Here is a 14,849-nt window from a genome sequence, read left to right as displayed (position 1 = left end):
TGGGCCGCGCGAGCGGCCTTTTTTTGCGCCAGCGGATGCCGCGCGGGGGCGCGCTACAATGGCGCTCCATGCTGACCATCCTTGCCATCACCTTTCCCTTCTTCGCGCTGGTGCTGTGCGGCTACCTGGCCGTGCGGCGCGCCTTGCTGCCGCTGGCCGCCATCGGCGGCTTGAACAGTTTTGTGCTGTACTTCGCGCTGCCGTGCATGCTGTACCGCTTCGGCGCCGCCACGCCCATCGCCCAGCTGCTCGACGCCAGCGTCTTCGGCGTCTATCTGCTGTGCGCCCTGATCATGGTGGGTGTCACCGCGGCCATGACCCTGAGCCACCGCATCGACTGGAACAATGCCGCCTTCGGCGCGCTGGTGGCGGCGTTCCCGAACACGGGTTTCATGGGCGTGCCCCTGCTATTGACCCTGCTCGGCCCCCGTTCCTCGGGCCCCGTCATCGTCACCATCGTGGTCGACATGCTCATCACCAGCTCGCTGTGCATCGCCCTGTCGCGCATCGGCAGCGGCGGCGCGCACGGCAGCCGCGCGGCCGTCATGAATGCCTTGAAGGGCATGGCGGGCAATCCCATGCCGTGGGCCATCGTGCTGGGCGCCTTGTCGTCGTGGCTGGAACTGGCCATGCCCAAGCCGTTGATGCAGACGGTGGGCTTGCTGGCCGATGCCGCCTCGCCGGTGGCCCTGTTTACCATCGGCGCCGTGCTGGCCCGTTCGCAGATGAGCACGGCCGACCCGGCGCCGATGAAAGAGTACGTGCCGGTGGCGCTGAAAAAACTGCTGCTGCATCCGCTGCTGGTGTGGGGCGCCGGCCATGCGGCCATCGCGCTGGGCGCGCCGCTCGATCCGTTTGCGCTCACCTGCATGGTGCTGGTGGCGTGCCTGCCCAGCGCCAGCAATGTCGCGCTGCTGTCGGAACGCTTTGGGGCGAACACGGCGCGCATCGCCCGCATCATTCTGGTATCGACGGCGCTGTCGTTCCTGACGTTTTCGGCGGCCGTCAGCTGGCTGACTTGACGTTGGCGGCGATCAGCGCGCCCAGGGCCTGCGCCGCTCCCGGCTCGGGGTCCTGCGCCAGGCCGTGCGCCATGCTGGCCTGGTCCTGCATGCTGCGGTTCTGCCCCAGCTTCCATTTCCCCTCCAGGCGCGCGAGGGGGATTTCGATGCCGACGATGGCCTTCAGCAGCTTGTCGATATAGCCGGCCGGCGCATCGCCCACTTGCCACGGCGCGGCTTGAGCTGCCTCGTGGCGCGCCGTCAGCCGTTCCACCAATCCCAGCAGCCACGCCGCGTCATCGATGGCGCGCAGGGGACCGTGGGCATGCACGACTGCGTAGTTGTACGTGGGGACTTCCTTGCCGCTGCGCTGCTTTTCCGCATACCAGGCGGGCGTGATGTAGGCGTGCGGCCCCTGGAAGATCACCATGCAGTCAGCGCTGCCGCCGGCGGCGCGCCACAGCGGGTTGGCGCGCGCCACGTGGGCGCGCAGGATGCCGAACGGGGCCTCGCGCGTGGGCGCGGCGATCTCGAACGGCAGGTGGTCGGCGCATAAACCGTCTTCGCCGTGGCGCACCAGCGCGCCCAGGGGATGGGCGGCCATCAGGCCATGCAGCACGTCGAGGCGCTCTTCGCGGAAGCTGGCGGGCGTGTACATCTAGTGGACTCCTTCCACCACCACCTCGGCCGTCAGCGAATTGGCGATGTAGCAGCGCTCGTGCGCGTCGTGGTGCAGGGCGGCCAGCGCCTCGGGCGAAGGCGCCTCACCCGCGAAGACGATACGCGGACGCAGCACGATGCGCGTCATGGCCAGGCGCCCGGCGGCATTTTTTCCCAGCTCGCCGACGGCATCGTCGCGGTAGTCGTCGATGACGTAGCCGCGCTGCGCCGCCAGCGACAGGAAGAACAGCATGTGGCAGCTCGACGTGGCGGCCACCAGCGCTTCTTCCGGATCGATATTTTCCGCCACCGACATGGGCAGCGGCACGGACAGGGGCGAGGACGAGGCGGGGACCGTCAGGCCGCCGTCGAACTGCCATTCATGGCCGCGGCTGTAGCGCTGGCCGGCGAAATCCTGGCCGTCGCGCTGCCAGGCCACGGTGGCGAAAAACTGATGCATGGATGCTCCACGGGAGTCAGGGGGATACGCCATCTTAGCGCCAGTCTTGGCTATTTAAAACAGCCAATAAGTGCTATCTTGAAGCTACCAATTTGAGGATCTCCATGCCCGCCACGCACCTGAACCAGATCATCGCCTCCTTGCCGCTGCGGCGCGGCGCCATCGAGCCCCTGTTTCGCCAGCTGTATGCGGCCATCAAGGCCGCCATCCTCGATGGCCGCATGAGTCCCGGCATGCAGCTGCCGCCCACGCGCGACTTTTGCCGCCTGCTGGCCGTGTCGCGCCAGACCGTGCTCAATGCGTATGCGCTGCTGGTGGCGGAAGGCTATCTCGATGGCGCCGTGGGGCGCGGCACCTTTGTCAGCCGCGACGTTCCGCTGCCCGTGTCCATGGCCGCGCCGGCCGGCAAGATGGACGCGCCCGGCCTGCTGCGGCCCCTGTCGGTGCGCGGACAGGGCGTGGTGGCAGCCATGCGCCAGGTGGCGATACACCGTGGCCCGCTGCGGGCTTTTCGCGTCGGCATGCCGCGCATCGACCATTTCCCGTTCGACGTGTGGAACCGCCTGGAGGCGCGGCGCTGGCGCCGCCCCGACCACCAGTTCGGCTACAGCGATCCGGCCGGCTACCTGCCGCTGCGCGAACTGCTGTGCGTGTACCTGAAGGCGTCGCGCGGGGTCCAGTGCACGCCGCAGCAGATCGTCATCACCTCGGGTTCGCAGCAGGCGCTGTTCATGCTGTCGACCATCCTGCTGGCGCCCGGCGACGCGGCCTGGATGGAGTCGCCAGGTTACCGTGGCGCCAGCGGCCCGCTGCGCGCGGCCGGCGCCCGCGTGTTTCCCGTCCCCGTCGATGCGCAGGGGCTGGACGTGGCGTATGGCGTGGCGCACTGTCCGCAGGCCAAGCTGGCCTACGTGACGCCATCGCACCAGCTGCCGCTGGGCGTGAGCATGAGCTTGCCTCGCCGCCTGGCCCTGCTGGCCTGGGCGGCGCAGCACAAGGCGTGGGTGGTGGAAGACGATTACGACAGCGAATACCGCTACACGGGCGCGCCGCTGGCCTCCCTGCAAAGCCTGGACCGGGCCGGCTGCGTGGTGTACGTGGGCACCCTCTCGAAGGTGTTGTTTCCCGGGCTGCGCCTGGGCTATATGGTGGCGCCGCCCGCGCTGGCCGAGGCGCTGGTGCAGGCCAAGGCCGTGATGGACCGGCACACGGCCATCGTGCCGCAGATGGCGCTGGCCGACTTCATCGCCGAAGGCCACTTCGGCCGGCACATCCGCCGCACGCGCGACAGCAATGCCGAACGGCGCGACCAGCTGGTGCGCGGCATTGCGCGCGAACTGGACGACCAGCTCATGTGCGGTCCGGCCGACAGCGGCCTGGAACTGTGCGCGTATTTTCGCGGCGGGCACGACGAAGAAACGGTGTCGCGCGCGGGACTGGAACGGGGCATCGAACTGCGCCCGCTGGGCCATTATGCGGACCCCGACGCCGGCCCCGCCTGCGCCACGCCGCCAGGGCTGCTGCTGGGCTTTGCCGCGATTCCCCCTGCCGAGATGGCGCACGGCCTGCAGGAACTGGGGCGCATCCTGCGCGGCCGATAAACTATACTGGCACTTGCCTGCACACGAAGACACCATGACCATGAATACGACCCGCTGCTCCTGGGCCAATCCGGCCAATCCCCGCTACCTTGCGTATCACGACACGGAGTGGGGCGTGCCCTGCCACGACGAGCGCCGGCTGTTCGAAATGCTGAACCTGGAAGGCGCGCAGGCGGGCCTGAGCTGGGAAACCATCCTCAACAAGCGCGACACCTACCGTGCGGCCTTCGACGGCTGGGATGCGGAAAAAATCGCCGCGTATGGCCCGGACAAGGTGGCGCAGCTGCTGGCGGACCCCGGCATCGTGCGCAACCGCTTGAAGGTGGCGGCGGCCATCACGAATGCGCAAGCCTATCTGCGCCTGCGCGCGCAAGGGCAGACCCTGGACGGCTTCCTGTGGGCGTATGTCGATGGCCAGCCCATCGTCAACAGCTGGCAGCCCGGCGAGCGTCCCGCCAGGACGGATTTGTCCGACAAATTGTCGAAAGACTTGCTCAAGCGGGGCTTCAAGTTTGTCGGCTCGACCATCGTCTACGCCTACATGCAGGGTATCGGCATGGTCGACGACCATGCGCCTGCCTGTTTTTGCCGCGCGGGCCGTTGATGCGCCGCGCGCTGGTCCTGCTCGACACGGATTTTGACGGTGCGCGCCTGCGCGCCGCCTGTGCCGCGCATGGCGGGCGCCGCCTGCATTACATCGCGCTGGCGCCGCGTCCCGTCGACGCCAGCCACCTGCCAGAGGAATGGCGCATGCAATGGCCGCCCTGCGTGCCTGGCCTGCACCGCATGGTTTCGCGCGATGGCTTGCTGACCCTCGACGTGCTGATCGGCGAGCCGGAGGTATGCCTGGCGCAGGTAGCGGCGCGCATCGACGAAGTGCTGCTGGCGTGGGTGCCTGCCGCTGTGACGCTGCTGGCGCGCCTGCTGGTGGACGGCGCCCGCCTGCAGGCCGTGCATCTCGACGAGGCGCAGCGCGCGGCGCTGCAAAAGAACGGTTTTGTCTTCGACGAGAGCCGTTTGCGCGCCGTGTTTTATGCGCGGCGTGGCGAGCACGTGGCTGCCGTGGCGCCCGAGCGGCGCGCCATCGTCATCGGCGCGGGCGTGGCCGGCGCGGCCGCCTGCGAACGGCTGGCCGCCCGGGGCTGGAAAGTGACCCTGGTCGAGCGCCACGCGCAGCCGGCCAGCGAAGCGTCGGGCAACCTGGCGGGCATCTTCATGCCGCAGCTGTCGAAGGACGACAATATCGCCACCCGCCTGGTGCGCGCCGCCTACCTGTACTCGCTGCGCTACTGGAAAGACCTGGGCGGCATCGGCGCCGCCTTCGATGGCGCGCAATGCGGCGTGCTGCAGCTGGCGCGCGACGGCGCGCATGCGCAGGTGCAGCGGCAGATCGCCGCCAGCGGCCTGTATCCGCGCCAGTTCGCCCGCTGGCTGGACGCGTCCGAGGCGAGCGCCATGCTGGGCGCGCCGGCACCCGATGGCGCCTGGTGGTTCGAACAGGGCGGCTGGGCGCGCCCGTCTTCCGTCTGCGCGGCCATGCTGGATGCCTGCGGCGCCTTGCTGACGCGGCGCTTTTCCAGCAGCGCCTTGCGCCTGGAGCGCGGCGACGAGGAATGGCTGGTGCGCGATGCCGACGGCGGCCTGATCGCAGCGGCGCCCACCGTCATCCTGGCGGCCGGCACGGGGGCGGTCGATTTTGCGCAGGCGGCGGACCTGCCGCTGGACGCCGTGCGCGGCCAGGTCACGCACCTGGCCGCAGGCAGCCTGCCATCGCTGCCGTTTGTCGCCTGCCGCGAAGCCTACATGACGCCGGCGCATGAGGGCCTTGTGTGCGTCGGCGCCACCTACGACGCCGAGGCGGATGCCACGGTGCGCGCGACCAGCCAGCACGAGAATATCCGCAAGATCGCCGATATCCTCGACGTTCCCGTGTTCGATGCGCCGCTGGCCGGACGCACGGGTTTTCGCTGCGTGGCGCCGGACCGCCTGCCGCTGGCGGGCGCCTTGCCCGATCCCGGCGTGCCGGGCCGCTGCGAGCGCCTGCGCGACGTGCCCCGCTGGCCCGGCCTGTTTGGCTTGCTCGGCTACGCGTCGCGCGGCCTGATCTGGGCGCCGCTGGCGGCCGAACTGCTGGCCTGCCAGCTCGAGGGCGAGCCGCTGCCGCTGGAGCGCCAGCTGGCGGAGGCGCTCGATCCCGCGCGATTTTTACTGCGCGAGCGCCGCCGGGCTGGTTGAGCGTTGGCGCAGAGCAGGCGAGGGCTGGGGGCGGACCCCCGACACCGCTGACGCCAAGCCTGGCGCCAACGCGTGTGCGGGTCCGCCCCCCTCCACGGCTCCATATACGTTTTTCAGCTTTCCAAACTCTTTTTAATTTGTTTTCCGAACAACATAAGTTCGCTACAGTGGGCTTGTGCATGTTTTTGACGACGGAATGAAGAGGTGGAAAGATGGCTGCTGCAGAACTGGTGTTCGATCCCCGCGCCGCGCATGGCGCAGGGGCGTTCGAGGAAGTGCTCAAGCATGCGCGCGCCCAGGCGCAGGCGCAGGGCTTGCCGTATGCGGGCATCGTCAGCGCGCAGGATGCGTGGCAGCTGGTGCAGGCCGGCAAAGCCGTGCTGGTCGACGTGCGCACGAACGAGGAGCGCACGTTCGTCGGCTATGTGCCCGCCTCGCTGCACGTGGCCTGGGCTACCGGCACGTCCATGAACCGCAATCCCCGCTTTACGCGCGAACTGGAAGCCAAGGCGGGCGGCAAGGAGGCCGTCGTGGTGCTGCTGTGCCGCAGCGGCAAGCGCTCGGCGCTGGCGGCCGAAGCGGCGGCCAAGGCTGGTTTTACGCACGTCTTCAATATCGCGCAAGGCTTCGAGGGCGACCTCGATGAACAGCAGCAGCGGGGCCACAGCGGCGGCTGGCGCTGGCACAGTTTGCCTTGGCTGCAAGATTAAATCTCCCTTCAGGACCACCATGAACCAGCGAGCCACTCCCCCTGCTTCCCTTGCCGCGCAGCCGCAATGGGAACTGCGCCAGATCGTCGATGAATTGCGCGCCGTGCGCGAGCAGTGGCGCGAAGGACTGGCCAGCAGCCAGGAGTGCGGCGCGCGCGAATTCCCGTCGCGCCAGCATTTGCGCGATATCGTGGGCGCCCTGTGCGCGGCCCTGTTCCCCATGCGCCTGGGGCCCCTCGACCTGCAGCAGGAGAGCGAGGATTTCTTTGTCGGCCACACGCTCGACACGACCCTGACGGGCTTGCACGAACAGGTGCGGCGCGAACTCAGTTATCACGCGCGCCAGCACGGCCTGCAGCAGACGGTCTCCATCGAGCAGCAGGCGCTGGCCATCGTGCAGCGCTTCGCCCGCGCGCTGCCGCGCATCCGCGCCCAGCTCGACACGGACGTGGCGGCCGCCTTCCATGGCGACCCGGCCGCGCACAGCGTCGATGAGGTGCTGCTGTGCTATCCGGGCATCCTGGCCATCATCCATTACCGCCTCGCGCATGCCTTGTATGCGCTGGGCGCGCCGCTGGTGGCGCGCATCATCGCCGAAGTGGCCCATTCGCAGACGGGCATCGACATCCACCCGGGCGCCATCATCGGCAGCAGCTTTTTCATCGATCATGGCACGGGCGTGGTGATCGGCGAGACGGCCATCATCGGCGAACGGGTGCGCATTTATCAGGCCGTCACCCTGGGCGCCAAGCGCTTTCCCGCCGGCGCCGACGGCGTGTTGAAAAAAGGGCTGGCGCGCCATCCCATCGTGCAGGACGACGTGGTCATCTATGCGGGCGCGACGATCCTGGGACGGGTGACCATCGGCCAGGGCTCCGTCATCGGCGGCAATGTCTGGCTGACCCGCAGCGTGGCGCCAGGCAGCCATGTCACGCAAGCGCACAGCCAGCAGGAGGCAGCCGAATTGCCGGCCCTCGCCGCTACCGTTGCACCGCATTCCGCCATTGCCCATCACCCATGAGGACAGCATGTTGATCAAACAGTTTGGACTGGCCGTGCGCCAGTTGCGCGAAGGGCACGGCTGGTCGCAGGAGCGCCTGGCCGAAGCGGCCGACTTGAACCGCTCGTTCATCGGCGAGATCGAACGGGGCGCCGCCACGCCGTCGCTGCTGACGGTGGAAAAACTGGCCGTCGCGCTGGGCGTCGGCCTGGCGGGCCTGATGGCGCGCTGCGAGCCGGAATTGGTCGATTAAAGCGGGTCGATTAAAGCGGGTGGATTAAACGCTGCATTGGTGGCGATAGCATGTTGAGGAAGTGAGAGGGGTAATCGATACTTTATTTGTTTTTCAGATAAGCATATTCACTTTTCTCATGAGGAGTCGTTGATGGCCGAAGCAACCCCCGATAGCCAGTTCGCGCTGGGCGATAACGCCGCGCGCCAGCTGGCCAATGCAAGCAAGAGCGTCCCCCAGCTGTCCACGATCACGCCGCGCTGGCTCGTGCACCTGCTGCAATGGCTGCCCGTGGAAGCGGGTATCTACCGCCTGAACCGCGTGAAGAATCCGAAGGACGTGCGCGTGGCCTGTTCGCAGCGCGACGAATCGGAACTGCCGCAAACCTTTGTCGACTACGACGACCAGCCGCGCGAATATTTCCTCAATGCCGTCAGCACGGTGCTCGACGTGCACACGCGCGTGTCGGACCTGTACAGCAGCCCGCACGACCAGATCAAGGAGCAGCTGCGCCTGACCATCGAGACGATCAAGGAGCGCCAGGAAAGCGAATTGATCAACAATCCCGACTACGGCCTGCTGGCCAGCGTGCACGACGACCAGCGCATCTTTACCCTGACGGGCGCGCCCACGCCGGACGACCTCGACGAACTGCTGACCAAAGTGTGGAAGGAGCCGGGCTTCTTCCTCGCCCACCCGCTGGCCATTGCCGCCTTTGGCCGCGAATGCACGCGCCGCGGCGTGCCGCCGCCCACCGTCAGCCTGTTCGGCTCGCAGTTCCTCACGTGGCGCGGCGTGCCGCTGGTACCGTCCGACAAGCTGCCCATCGAAGACGGCAAGACGAAGATCATCCTGCTGCGCGCGGGCGAGCAGCGCCAGGGCGTGATCGGCCTGTTCCAGCCTGGCCTGGCGGGCGAGCAGAGCCCGGGCCTGTCCGTGCGCTTCATGGGCATCAACCGCCACGCGATTTCGTCCTACCTGATTTCGCTGTATTGCTCGCTGGCCGTGCTGACGGACGATGCGCTGGCCGTACTGGAAGACGTGGAGATCGGTAAATACCATGACTACCCAGACACCTACAAGTGATGGTGCGGCGGCCCTGGCGCCGTCGTCCCTCCTGCCCGACGAGGCGACCCTGAACCGCCTGGCCGGTGAATTCTTTGCGCGTCTGCCGGGCTTGGATAAATCTCCCAGCCTCGGTGGTTCCGGCAGCGTGCTCGATGCGGCGCCCCGCTATGCCAACCGTCCGCCGCCGCAGCCCGGTCCATCGTTTGCCGCCATCGTTCCCGGCGTGGCGACGGCGCAGGTGCCGCCCGTGACGGCGCCGCCGGAGTCGCCGCTGGCGCCGTCGCCGGCCTCGATCCCCACGCCGCGCGCGTCGGGCATCGGTGCGCCGTCGCCGTATTATTTTGTCGGCGGCGCGCATGGCTATCCCGTCTCGCACGGCAAGCTCGATGGCCTGGCGCGGCAGGGGCTGGGACAGGCGGCGCCCGATGATCTGCGGGGCCTGTTTGCCGCGCCGCAGCGCGCGCCCGCGCGCCAGCTGCCGGTGGCGCCGTCACACGGCCAGCCCGCGTTCTATTTCCAGACCGAGCTGCCCTCGGCGGCGGCGCCTGGCCCGCGCCAGGCGCCCGCACCGTTCGACGTGCATGCCGTGCGGCGCGACTTTCCCGTGCTGGCCGAGCGGGTCAACGGCAAGCCGCTGGCCTGGTTCGACAATGCGGCCACCACGCACAAGCCGCAGTCGGTGATCGACCGCGTGTCGTATTTCTATGCGCACGAAAATTCGAACATCCACCGCGCGGCCCATGCGCTGGCGGCGCGCGCCAGCGATGCGTACGAAGCCGCGCGCGCCAAGGTGGCGAGTTTCCTGGGCGCCGCCTCGGCCAATGAAATCATCTTCGTGCGGGGCGCCACGGAAGGCATCAACCTGATCGCCAATACCTTCGGCCGGAAATACATCGGCAGCGGCGACGAAATCATCGTCTCGCAGCTCGAGCACCACGCCAATATCGTGCCGTGGCAGCAACTGGCGGCGGAAAAGGGCGCGACCCTGCGCGTGATTCCCGTCGACGACAGCGGGCAGATCCTCCTCGATGAATTCCGCAAGCTGCTCAACGGGCGCACCAGGCTGGTGTCCGTGACGCAGGTGTCGAATGCGCTGGGAACGGTGACGCCCGTGGCGCAGATCATCGCGCTGGCGCATGCGGCCGGCGTGCGCGTGCTGGTCGACGGCGCGCAGGCCGTGTCGCACCTGCGCGTGGACGTGCAGGCGCTGGATGCGGATTTCTACGTGTTCTCGGGGCACAAGGTGTTCGGTCCGACGGGCATCGGCGCCGTGTATGGCAAGGCGGACTTGCTGGAGCAGATGCCGCCCTGGCAGGGCGGCGGCAACATGATCGCCGACGTCACGTTCGAGCGCACCGTCTACCAGGGCGTGCCGAACCGTTTCGAGGCGGGCACGGGCAATATCGCCGATGCCGTGGGCCTGGGCGCGGCCATCGACTATGTGCAGCGCATCGGCCTGGAAAACATCGCCGCCTACGAGCACGCGCTGCTGGAATACGCGACGCACCAGTTGCAGGGCATCGCTGGCGTGCGCCTGATCGGCACGGCGTTCGAAAAGGCCAGCGTGGCGTCGTTCGTGCTGGCCGGCTACGAGCCGGCGGAAGTGGGGCGGGCCCTGAACGACGAAGGCATCGCCGTGCGCTCGGGCCACCACTGTGCCCAGCCGATCCTGCGCCGCTTCGGCGTGGAAGCGACCGTGCGGCCCTCGTTCGCGTTCTACAACACGTATGAGGAGATCGACCGCCTGGTCGCGGTGGTGCGCCGCCTGGCGGGCGCGCGGCGCTGACCCTGCCGGCCTGGCCGTCCAATGCCGCCCCTGTGCCAGCGGGGGCGGCATTGTTGCGTCATGTCACGGACTTTGCGCGCGGCTGGCTGGCGCCCGCATGCTGGCGGTATAATTTATCCTTGGCAATATTCAAGCTGCGGCCCAAGGAGATATCCGGTGGAAGATCAACACAGCTCGCCCGAGCTTTTCCTGTTCCTGGCGTCGACCGTGCACGACATGAAAAATTCGATCAGCGTACTCAGCGGTACGCTGGAATCCCTGCTGGCGGCCGAGCAGGCAAAAGACGTCCCGCAGGCGGACCCGGCCTACCTGCAGATGGCGCAGATGCTGTACCAGACCAAGCGTCTCAACGATAACCTGATCCAGCTGCTGGCCCTGTACAAGGAAGTGGGCAAGCCCGGCTATCCGTTCGACGTGCAGCCGCAGCTGGTGGGCCAGGTGATCGACCAGGTGGTGGACCAGGAAAAGATCCTGCTGGCCTCGAAAGGCATCCGCCTGGAGACGGCCTGCCCGCCGGAACTGATCTGGACCCTGGATGAAGACCTGGTCATCGGCGTGCTCGCGCATGCCATCAACAACGCCATCCGCTACACGCGCGACACGATCCGCCTGTCGGTGCGCCAGGCGGGCGAGGTGCTGGAGCTGCGCGTGGAAGACAATGGCGACGGCTATACGCAGGCCTTGCTCGACGCGGGCAGCGCGGCCATGGATGGCATGGCGGCCGGCGTGAATTTTTCCACCAACAGCACGGGACTGGGCCTGTATTTTTCCAGCGAAGTGGCGAAGATGCACAAGCACCGGGGCAGCAGCGGCAGCATCGCCCTGGAAAACGGCGGCGCCCTGGGCGGCGGCTGTTTCATCCTGCGCCTGCCCTGAACGAGGAATCCATGACGACAGACAGCCACGCCACGGCCGCCGAAGCGGGCAGCACCGACTGGGCCGACAAACATTATCTGCTGGTCGACGATTTCATCGGCATCCGCATCCTGCTGCGCGAATCCCTGCGCAACCTGGGCGCGCGCCATATCGACCAGGCGGCCAGCGGCGGCGAAGCCATGAAGCTGCTGGCCAAGACGCGCTACGACGTGGTGCTGTGCGACTACAACCTGGGCGAAGGCAAGAATGGCCAGCAAGTGCTGGAAGAGACGCGCGTGCGCAACCTGACGGCGCCGTCGAGCGTGTGGCTGATGGTGTCGGCCGAGAAAAGCGTGGAATCGGTGATGGGCGCGGCCGAGCACCAGCCCGACGCCTACCTGATCAAGCCCATCACGGAAGGCGTGCTGCTGACGCGCCTGAACCGCGTGTGGCACAAGAAGCAGGTATTCCGCGAAATCGACCAGGCCTGCATGGAAAAGGATTATCTGCGCGCGGCCAAACTGTGCGACGCGCAGATCGAGCTCAACAAGCTGCACGAGCTGGAACTGCTGCGCATGAAGGCATCCTTGCTGCTGAAGAGCGGCGAGCCGGAAAAGGCCCGCGCCGTGTATGAAAAAGTGCTGGCCGACCGCGATTACAGCTGGGCCAGGGCGGGCCTGGGCAAGATCCGCATGAACAACGGCGAGCACGAGGCGGCGCGGCAGATCTTCCAGGGCGTGATCGTGGAAAACAAGTATTACATCGACGCCTACGACCAGATGGCCGTTGCCTACCAGCTGATGGGCCAGCACGAGGAAGCGTGCGGCGTGCTGGAAAAGGCGGCGCGCCTGTCGCCCAATTCCGTGCCGCGCCAGCGCAACCTGGGGCTGGCGGCTTTGAAAATCGGCAATGTCAGCATGGCGGAAAAGGCCTTCCGCAAGTGTATTTCCATCGGCGAGTTTTCCGTCATGAAAACGCCCGACGCCTACCTGGGCCTGGCGCGCGTGTGCGGCCTGAAGAAGGATGCCAAGGAAGCGCTGCAGTGGCTGCTGCTGGCGCAGCGCGAATTCGCGCCCGAGCAGATCGGCTTGCGCGCGAAGATCACGGAAGGCATGGTGCACCACGAAACGGGCGACTACCGGCGCGCGCGCAAGTGCGGCGACGAGCTCGAAGCCATGCTGGCCGAGGACCCGGTGCGGCCCGAGAAAAACATCTGCATGGAGCTGGCGACCCTGCTGTTTGCCGTCGGCGTCAAGGATGCGCCGGCCGGCCTGCTGTGCTACGTGGTGAAGAACAACCACGACAACCAGGTGGTGCAGGACGAGGTGCAAAAGATCTTCGACAAGGCCAAGATGGGCGACGAGGGCACCAGCCTGATCATCGCCTCGCGCAAGGAAGCGTCGGACTTGATGAACAAGGGCGTGCTGCTGTGGAAGACGGACAAGCTCAACGAAGCGGTCGCCTGGATGCGCGCGGCGCGCGAAAAGCTGCCGAACAACCTGCGCATCCTGTTCAACTCGGCGCAAATCATCGTCTCGTTCCTGCAGCAGCGGGGCTACCAGGCGGACTTGGCGGCCGAAGCCATGGAAGTGTTGTTGTATGTAGACAAAATTGCACCAGGGCAGCAGCGCTTCGCGCAACTGATGGAGCAGCTGGTGCAGCTGACGCCGCCGCCGGGGCCGGAAGAGGCCGCCGCGGAGCCGGAAAATGCGCCGCCGGCACCGGAAAAAGGGGGAAAAGCCGTGCGTGAGCGTGCCGGATGATAAACTAGGGGCCAGCGTGGGTTCGCCCGTGCTTGAGTTGCTTTACAACAATAAGGAAGAAACTATGCGTGATGTGGTCAATGAAGTATACAAAAAAATGAAAGTCGGCGCCGTTGCCTGGGTACGCCCGGTCACCGCCAAGGGAGACACGCTGGAAACATTCCAGTCTTCGTACGAGCACGCCAAGGCGCTGGCCGACGAAGGCCTGATCACGATCGGTGACGTAAAACGCCAGGCCGACAACATGATCGAGGCAATCCGCATTCATCGTATCGCCTGATCATATCGCCGCCACGAGGACGTCAGGCCTTGCCTGCCGTCCTGGCCTTGGGCGCTGCGCGTTTCGCGGGCGCCTTGCGCAGCGGGGCCTTGGCCTTGGCTGCCTTGCCTGCGTCCGCAGGCTTGCCAGCGGCCGGCTTGGCCTTGCTGTCCTGGCCAAAACTGGCCGCTGCCGCACTGGCAGCGTCGGGCGACATCGCCGTCGAGACGGCTTGCTTGAACTGATCTTGTAACAAATTCCACCAGGCACTTGGGTTGGCCAGCTGGGCTGCCGCCTGGCTGCCGGCATCGCCGGGCGCCGCCGCAGCGGGAGCTGGCGTGGGCGCGGGCGTTGGCGCAGGTGCGGGGGCCGGTTTTGCTTCCGGCGCAGGTGCCGCTTGCTGGAAAAACGCGGAAGCGTAGGGCACGGATTCGAACAGCGACGAGTCGCTGGCGCCCGGCTGGGTGATGGCTGCCGCCAGCGAGGCGCCCATCGATTTCAGGGTGGCGATGGTGCCGCGCTGCACTTCCAGCGCCTGGATACTGCCGCGCAGCATGCTGGTATTGAGGTTCAGCCACGCTTCGACGGCCTTCAGGTCGTTGATTTTCTTGTCCAGTTCTTCCACCGACATGGTGGGCGCCGTGATGCCGGGCATGCCCATGCCGGGCACGCTCATGCTGCCCCACAGGTTTTTGACGAAGTCGAGCGTATCGGTCACAACTGCTGCGCCCGGTATTTGGGGCATATGCGGGTTTGCCATGCGAAATCTCCTGGTAGATGGATAGGCTTAGCGTAGCAGATATCCGTTGGCAACTGACGCAAAGTCGCCAACATTTTCTTACATAAAACATCAAGAGTTGAGCACGGGCAAGAAGCAGGAAACGGGGCGAAAGCGTTACACTACAGCCTATGATGCCTGACCCATTCTTTTCGCCACCGCGCCGCCGTACCGTCATCTTTGTCGCGGTCATCGGCGCACTGCATTACGTGGCGCTGGAATGGCTGACTTCGCATGCGAGCGTGGTGCCGCTGAAGCCGGAGCATGCGCAGGTGGTCAGCATGGCCCTGATCGCCGAGCCGCCCAAGCCCCTGCCCGTGGTGCCGCCACCGCCGCCACCGCCGCCCGAACTGCGGCCCGTGCCCAGGCCGCCGCCCCCGCCGCCGCCGACGGAACTGGCGTCGAGCGAGACGCCCCAGTGGACGGCGCCTGCCAGCGACG

General features: G+C 66.9%; 16 protein-coding genes. 13 read left to right on the top strand and 3 right to left on the bottom strand.

The window, feature by feature from the left end:
• Window positions 1-68 precede the first annotated feature (68 nt).
• A complete protein-coding gene (locus GCN74_RS11180; protein WP_152256758.1) occupies window positions 69-1,022 on the top strand; it encodes an AEC family transporter in 954 nt (317 codons plus the stop codon).
• Here GCN74_RS11180 and GCN74_RS11175 read toward each other — a convergent pair.
• Together GCN74_RS11175 and GCN74_RS11170 are read right to left on the bottom strand one after the other, a co-directional pair.
• Window positions 1,006-1,659, bottom strand: a complete 654-nt coding sequence (locus tag GCN74_RS11175) for an FMN-binding negative transcriptional regulator (RefSeq protein ID WP_152256757.1) — start codon at window positions 1,657-1,659, stop codon at window positions 1,006-1,008. The genes GCN74_RS11180 and GCN74_RS11175 overlap by 17 nt on opposite strands.
• A complete protein-coding gene (locus GCN74_RS11170) occupies window positions 1,660-2,121 on the bottom strand; it encodes an OsmC family protein (RefSeq protein ID WP_152256756.1) in 462 nt (153 codons plus the stop codon).
• Window positions 2,122-2,225: 104 nt separating this feature from the next.
• On the opposite strand from GCN74_RS11170, the gene GCN74_RS11165 reads away from it, so the two are divergent.
• The 11 genes from GCN74_RS11165 (at window position 2,226) to GCN74_RS11115 (ending at window position 13,651) form a co-directional block, all read left to right on the top strand.
• A complete protein-coding gene (locus GCN74_RS11165; RefSeq protein WP_152256755.1) occupies window positions 2,226-3,722 on the top strand; it encodes a PLP-dependent aminotransferase family protein in 1,497 nt (498 codons plus the stop codon).
• A 40-nt stretch (window positions 3,723-3,762) separates the two neighbouring features.
• The gene (locus GCN74_RS11160) at window positions 3,763-4,326 is read left to right on the top strand and encodes a DNA-3-methyladenine glycosylase I (RefSeq protein ID WP_152256851.1); all 564 of its coding nucleotides are present in this window, start codon (window positions 3,763-3,765) and stop codon (window positions 4,324-4,326) included.
• On the top strand, window positions 4,326-5,957 hold the full coding sequence (gene mnmC, locus GCN74_RS11155) for an FAD-dependent 5-carboxymethylaminomethyl-2-thiouridine(34) oxidoreductase MnmC (protein WP_152256754.1): 1,632 nt from the start codon (window positions 4,326-4,328) through the stop codon (window positions 5,955-5,957). The genes GCN74_RS11160 and mnmC overlap by 1 nt, the downstream gene beginning before the upstream one ends.
• Window positions 5,958-6,169: 212 nt before the next feature.
• Window positions 6,170-6,667 carry a rhodanese-like domain-containing protein gene (locus tag GCN74_RS11150; protein WP_152256753.1) on the top strand — a complete coding sequence of 166 codons (498 nt, stop codon included), beginning with the start codon at window positions 6,170-6,172 and terminating at the stop codon, window positions 6,665-6,667.
• Window positions 6,668-6,686: 19 nt separating this feature from the next.
• Window positions 6,687-7,688, top strand: a complete 1,002-nt coding sequence (gene epsC / locus GCN74_RS11145; RefSeq protein ID WP_152256752.1) for a serine O-acetyltransferase EpsC — start codon at window positions 6,687-6,689, stop codon at window positions 7,686-7,688.
• A gap of 7 nt (window positions 7,689-7,695) precedes the next feature.
• Window positions 7,696-7,920: a helix-turn-helix domain-containing protein gene (locus tag GCN74_RS11140; RefSeq protein ID WP_070305409.1), complete on the top strand. Its 225-nt coding sequence runs from the start codon at window positions 7,696-7,698 to the stop codon at window positions 7,918-7,920.
• 132 nt (window positions 7,921-8,052) lie between these two features.
• Entirely contained in the window at window positions 8,053-8,985 is a 933-nt protein-coding gene (locus GCN74_RS11135) for a family 2A encapsulin nanocompartment shell protein (RefSeq protein ID WP_071325557.1), read from the top strand.
• Complete coding sequence (locus GCN74_RS11130) at window positions 8,960-10,753, top strand: family 2A encapsulin nanocompartment cargo protein cysteine desulfurase (protein ID WP_152256751.1); 1,794 nt, start codon at window positions 8,960-8,962, stop codon at window positions 10,751-10,753. Before GCN74_RS11135 ends, GCN74_RS11130 begins: the two co-directional genes overlap by 26 nt.
• Before the next feature lie 156 nt (window positions 10,754-10,909).
• A complete protein-coding gene (locus GCN74_RS11125; RefSeq protein ID WP_152256750.1) occupies window positions 10,910-11,629 on the top strand; it encodes a sensor histidine kinase in 720 nt (239 codons plus the stop codon).
• An 11-nt stretch (window positions 11,630-11,640) separates the two neighbouring features.
• Complete coding sequence (locus GCN74_RS11120; RefSeq protein WP_152256749.1) at window positions 11,641-13,371, top strand: tetratricopeptide repeat-containing response regulator; 1,731 nt, start codon at window positions 11,641-11,643, stop codon at window positions 13,369-13,371.
• Window positions 13,355-13,651, top strand: a complete 297-nt coding sequence (locus GCN74_RS11115) for a hypothetical protein (protein WP_226938991.1) — start codon at window positions 13,355-13,357, stop codon at window positions 13,649-13,651. Before GCN74_RS11120 ends, GCN74_RS11115 begins: the two co-directional genes overlap by 17 nt.
• 22 nt (window positions 13,652-13,673) lie before the next feature.
• Here GCN74_RS11115 and GCN74_RS11110 read toward each other — a convergent pair whose 3' ends face one another.
• Window positions 13,674-14,390 carry a PhaM family polyhydroxyalkanoate granule multifunctional regulatory protein gene (locus GCN74_RS11110; RefSeq protein WP_152256748.1) on the bottom strand — a complete coding sequence of 239 codons (717 nt, stop codon included), beginning with the start codon at window positions 14,388-14,390 and terminating at the stop codon, window positions 13,674-13,676.
• A gap of 149 nt (window positions 14,391-14,539) precedes the next feature.
• Here GCN74_RS11110 and GCN74_RS11105 point away from each other — a divergent pair.
• Window positions 14,540-14,849 (top strand): hypothetical protein (locus tag GCN74_RS11105; RefSeq protein ID WP_193317044.1); only part of this gene is annotated, 310 nt, incomplete at its 3' end.

The organism is Janthinobacterium sp. FT14W (assembly GCF_009208755.1).
Lineage (GTDB): Bacteria > Pseudomonadota > Gammaproteobacteria > Burkholderiales > Burkholderiaceae_D > Janthinobacterium > Janthinobacterium violaceinigrum.
The sequence above is the reverse complement of the archived record's forward strand: the minus strand, read 5'-3'. Positions and strand labels throughout refer to the sequence as shown.

Coding starts and splice junctions, on each gene's coding strand:
- GCN74_RS11170 (WP_152256756.1), bottom strand. CDS start 2,121: ATGCATCAGTTTTTCGCCACCGTGGCCTGGCAGCGCGACGGCCAGGAT.
- GCN74_RS11160 (WP_152256851.1), top strand. CDS start 3,763: ATGAATACGACCCGCTGCTCCTGGGCCAATCCGGCCAATCCCCGCTAC.
- GCN74_RS11175 (WP_152256757.1), bottom strand. CDS start 1,659: ATGTACACGCCCGCCAGCTTCCGCGAAGAGCGCCTCGACGTGCTGCAT.
- GCN74_RS11150 (WP_152256753.1), top strand. CDS start 6,170: ATGGCTGCTGCAGAACTGGTGTTCGATCCCCGCGCCGCGCATGGCGCA.
- GCN74_RS11110 (WP_152256748.1), bottom strand. CDS start 14,390: ATGGCAAACCCGCATATGCCCCAAATACCGGGCGCAGCAGTTGTGACC.
- GCN74_RS11180 (WP_152256758.1), top strand. CDS start 69: ATGCTGACCATCCTTGCCATCACCTTTCCCTTCTTCGCGCTGGTGCTG.
- GCN74_RS11140 (WP_070305409.1), top strand. CDS start 7,696: ATGTTGATCAAACAGTTTGGACTGGCCGTGCGCCAGTTGCGCGAAGGG.
- GCN74_RS11120 (WP_152256749.1), top strand. CDS start 11,641: ATGACGACAGACAGCCACGCCACGGCCGCCGAAGCGGGCAGCACCGAC.
- GCN74_RS11130 (WP_152256751.1), top strand. CDS start 8,960: ATGACTACCCAGACACCTACAAGTGATGGTGCGGCGGCCCTGGCGCCG.
- mnmC (WP_152256754.1), top strand. CDS start 4,326: ATGCGCCGCGCGCTGGTCCTGCTCGACACGGATTTTGACGGTGCGCGC.
- epsC (WP_152256752.1), top strand. CDS start 6,687: ATGAACCAGCGAGCCACTCCCCCTGCTTCCCTTGCCGCGCAGCCGCAA.
- GCN74_RS11135 (WP_071325557.1), top strand. CDS start 8,053: ATGGCCGAAGCAACCCCCGATAGCCAGTTCGCGCTGGGCGATAACGCC.
- GCN74_RS11165 (WP_152256755.1), top strand. CDS start 2,226: ATGCCCGCCACGCACCTGAACCAGATCATCGCCTCCTTGCCGCTGCGG.